This is a genomic window from Cupriavidus sp. WS (genome assembly GCF_000395345.1).
In the GTDB taxonomy this organism is placed as follows: Bacteria; Pseudomonadota; Gammaproteobacteria; order Burkholderiales; family Burkholderiaceae; genus Cupriavidus; species Cupriavidus basilensis_B.
Map to the genome: position 1 here is coordinate 1 of NZ_AQPL01000593.1, position 3,652 is coordinate 3,652.

General features: G+C 70.6%; 4 protein-coding genes. 3 read left to right on the forward strand and 1 reads right to left on the reverse strand.

Going from position 1 to position 3,652, the window contains the following annotated elements; all coding sequences use genetic code 11:
- Positions 1–271, reverse strand: a 271-nt coding sequence (locus K206_RS40305; protein WP_155888409.1) for a diguanylate cyclase domain-containing protein, incomplete at its 3' end; no start/stop codon positions are given.
- 367 nt (positions 272–638) lie between these two features.
- On the opposite strand from K206_RS40305, the gene K206_RS0135245 reads away from it, so the two are divergent.
- From K206_RS0135245 to K206_RS0135255, 3 genes are all read left to right on the forward strand, one after another.
- Positions 639–2,270: a methyl-accepting chemotaxis protein gene (locus K206_RS0135245; protein ID WP_020206956.1), complete on the forward strand. Its 1,632-nt coding sequence runs from the start codon at positions 639–641 to the stop codon at positions 2,268–2,270.
- A gap of 25 nt (positions 2,271–2,295) precedes the next feature.
- A complete protein-coding gene (locus K206_RS0135250) occupies positions 2,296–2,760 on the forward strand; it encodes a chemotaxis protein CheW (protein WP_020206957.1) in 465 nt (154 codons plus the stop codon).
- On the forward strand, positions 2,757–3,652 hold an 896-nt coding region (locus K206_RS0135255), incomplete at its 3' end, for a protein-glutamate O-methyltransferase CheR (RefSeq protein ID WP_020206958.1). The genes K206_RS0135250 and K206_RS0135255, both read left to right, overlap by 4 nt.

Here is a 3,652-nt window from a genome sequence, read left to right on the forward strand (position 1 = left end):
CCCGCCCGAGCACGGCGTCGCGCGGCGAGGCGTCGCGCAGGCGGCGGGCCACCCGGCGCAGGATCTCGTCGCCCTCGGCATGGCCGTGCATGTCGTTGAAGGCGCGGAAATCGTCGATGCCGAGCAGCAAAAGCGCGCAGCGGGGGGCAGCCTCCGTGCGCAGGCGGTCTTCCAGCGTATTCAAGAATGCCTGGCGCGCGGCTACGCCGGTCAACGGATCGATGTCCGCGCTCGGCGAGGCGCCGGCCTTCGCCTCTGACCTGGCCACCATCCCTGCCCTGTTCGTGATTGTCGACATCGGTCCGATCTGTCTATTTGGCAAGTGTGACTAAAACCAGGAAAAAATCAAGCCGCGTCAAACCATGATATTGCGATATGTTGCGGGACGACAAATAGCATAATCGCAAAACGCTACCCCCCGCTGGCGCCATTGAAATGGCCGCACCCTTCCAGTACCCTACGCCAGCAAAGGCGTGCCTCCCCGCGTGCCACCCCGTGCCACCCCGGCACCCGCTCCGTTAGTGCCCGCTCTCATCTCATGACCCGCCAGCCCTGCTGATTCGCGCCATGCGCGCCGGTGCCACCCGCCCTGACGCTGCCCGCCGCCCTTCCAGCAAAGAAAATACAAAAAACATCAAATGGGAAAAAGCTCCGCGACCCTCTGGACCATCCGCACGCGCATCCTGGCCAGCTTTGCCATGATCCTGGCGGTCATTTTGCTGACCTTCGTGGTCGCCTACGGCCGCCTGTCGGCCATCGAAGCCCACGCCACCGCGATGCGCGACGACGCGCTGCCGGGGCTGTACGCCAGCACCGCCATGCGCGGCGCGTGGGGCGAGCGCTACGTGCTGGCGTGGCAGAGCGTCACCGCCACCAGCGAAGCGGAGCGCCGCCGGTACGACGAGGCCAACGCGGCCCTGCGCACGCGCCTCGACGAGCTCGAGCAGCGCTACGCCAATTCGATCCGCCGCGCCGACGACCGCCAGCGCTTCGACAGGTACAAGGTGATCCGCCGCCAGTACGACGAGCTGTCGGCGCCGGTGTTCGCCGCCCGCGCCACGGAGGCGGCCGCGATGGAGGCCCGCCTGAGCGGCCCCGTCCATGCCGCCTGGAACGAAGGCCGGGCCGCCTTGCAGACCCTGCTCGACGACAACGACAAGGTCGCCGCCGAGGGCGCCACCACCATCAACAGCGCGGTCGAGACCGCCAAGATCAGCATCGAGATCTCGCTGATCGCCGCCCTGGCGGGGTCGCTGGTGGCCGGCTACCTGCTGTTCCGCTCGATCACCGTGCCGATGCGCTCGATCGTGCAGCTGCTGGCCGGCATGCGCGGCGGCGACCTGCGCCAGCGCCTGTCGCTCCGCCGCAAGGACGAGTTCCTGGAGATCGAGCAGGGCTTCAACCAGATGACCGGCGAGCTGACCGGGCTGGTCGGGCAGGCCCAGCGCTCGGCCATCCAGGTCACCACCTCGGTCAACGAGATCGCCGCCACCGCGCGCCAGCAGCAGGCCACCGCCACCGAGACCGCGGCCACCACCACCGAGATCGGCGCCACCTCGCGCGAGATCTCCGCCACCTCGCGCGACCTGGTGCGCACCATGATCGAGGTCTCCAGCGCAGCCGAGCAGACCGCCGGGCTGGCCGGCACCGGCCAGGTCAGCCTGTCGCGCATGGAGACGACCATGCATCACGTGATGGAGGCCGCCGGCTCGGTCAACGCCAAGCTGGCCACCCTGAACGAAAAGGCCGGCAACATCAACCAGGTGGTCACGACCATCGCCAAGGTGGCCGACCAGACCAACCTGCTTTCGCTCAACGCCGCCATCGAGGCCGAGAAGGCCGGCGAGTACGGCCGCGGCTTCTCGGTGGTGGCCACCGAGATCCGCCGCCTGGCCGACCAGACCGCCGTGGCCACCTACGACATCGAGCAGATGGTGCGCGAGATCCAGTCCGCGGTGGCCGCCGGCGTGATGGGCATGGACAAGTTCGCCGAGGAAGTGCGGCGCGGCATGTCCGAGGTGACGCAGGTGGGCGACCAGCTTTCGCAGATCATCGGCCAGGTGCAGACGCTGGCGCCGCGCGTGCAGATGGTCAACGAGGGCATGCAGGCCCAGGCCGGCGGCGCCGAGCAGATCAACCAGGCGCTGATGCAGCTCTCCGAGGCGGCCCAGCAGACCGTGGAGTCGCTGCGCCAGTCGAGCCAGGCCATCGACGAGCTGACGCTGGTGGCCAACGACCTGCGCGCCGGCGTGTCGCGCTTCAAGGTCTGAGGCGCGCGGGCGCCGGCCATCTGCCATGAAACTCTTCCTGCTGTTCCGCATCGGCCCCGACCACTACGCGCTCGACGCCAGCGAAATCGAGGAAGTGCTGCCGCTGACCCGGCTCAAGCAGCTGCCCGAGGCGCCGCCGTGGGTCAGCGGGCTGCTGGCGCGCCGCGGCGAGGTGGTGCCCGTGATCGACGTCAACGCGCTGGCCACCGGCATCCCGGCGGCCAGCCGCACCAGCACGCGCACGGTGCTGGTGCGCTACCGCCGCCACGCGGACGCGCCGGCGCGCCTGCTCGGCCTGCGCCTCGAATACGCCACCGAGACCTTGCGCTGCGAGCCCGCCGAGTTCGCCGACAGCGGCCTGGACGCCGCGCCGGCGCGCTACCTGGGCCCCGTGCGCAACGGCCCGCAGGGGCTGGTGCAGTGGGTCAGGATCGGCGCGCTGCTGCCCGATGACGTGCACGCCCGCCTGTTCCCCGGGGCGGCGCCATGACCACGGCCAGCCACATCGAGGCGCTGCTCAAGGAGCGCATCGGCCTGGACGCCAGCACGGTGGGCACCGGCATGATCGAGCGCGCGGTGCGCGAGCGCCTGGCCACGTCCGCCGCGCCCGACCACCATGCCTACTGGAACCTGCTGCACTCGCACCCGGACGAGCTCCAGGCGCTGATCGAGGCGGTGGTGGTGCCCGAGACCTGGTTCTTCCGCCACCGCGAGGCGCTGATGGCGCTCGGCCGCTTCGCCGCCATGCGCGTGTTCGGCGACGCCCGCGGGCATGCCGGCGAGGGGCCGCTGCGCATCCTCAGCGTGCCGTGCTCGACCGGCGAGGAGCCCTACTCGATCGTGATGGCGCTGCTCGACGCCGGCGTGCCGGAGCAGCGCTTCCAGGTCGACGCCATCGACATCAGCGCGCGCGCGCTCGAACGCGCGCGCCTGGGCCACTACGGCAGCAACTCGTTCCGCGGCGGGCAGCTCGACTTCCGCGACCGGCATTTCACCGCCGCGCCGGGCGGCTACGCGCTCAAGCCCAATGTGCTGGCCAAGGTGCGGCTGCTGCGCGGCAACCTGCTCGACCCGGCCCTGATGGCGGCCGAAGCCCCCTACCATTTCGTGTTCTGCCGCAACCTGCTGATCTATTTCGACCCGCCCACGCAGCAGCGCTCGCTGCGCGCGCTGGAGCGGCTGAGCCGGCCCGACGCCACGCTGTTCGTGGGGCCGGCCGAGGCCAGCCTGCTGACCCGGCACGGCTTCGTCTCGGCCGGCGTGCCGCTCGCCTTCGCCTTCACCCGGCGCGGCCCGCGCGAGGCGGGCGCGCCACATGCGCCATATGCGCCGCACGCGACACACACGCCGCCCGCCCGGCACGCGCCGCATGCGGCATGGGC

Bases quoted from the DNA above. Each gene is read 5' to 3' on its own strand.
- K206_RS0135245 (WP_020206956.1), top strand. From the start codon at position 639: ATGGGAAAAAGCTCCGCGACCCTCTGGACCATCCGCACGCGCATCCTG.
- K206_RS0135250 (WP_020206957.1), top strand. From the start codon at position 2,296: ATGAAACTCTTCCTGCTGTTCCGCATCGGCCCCGACCACTACGCGCTC.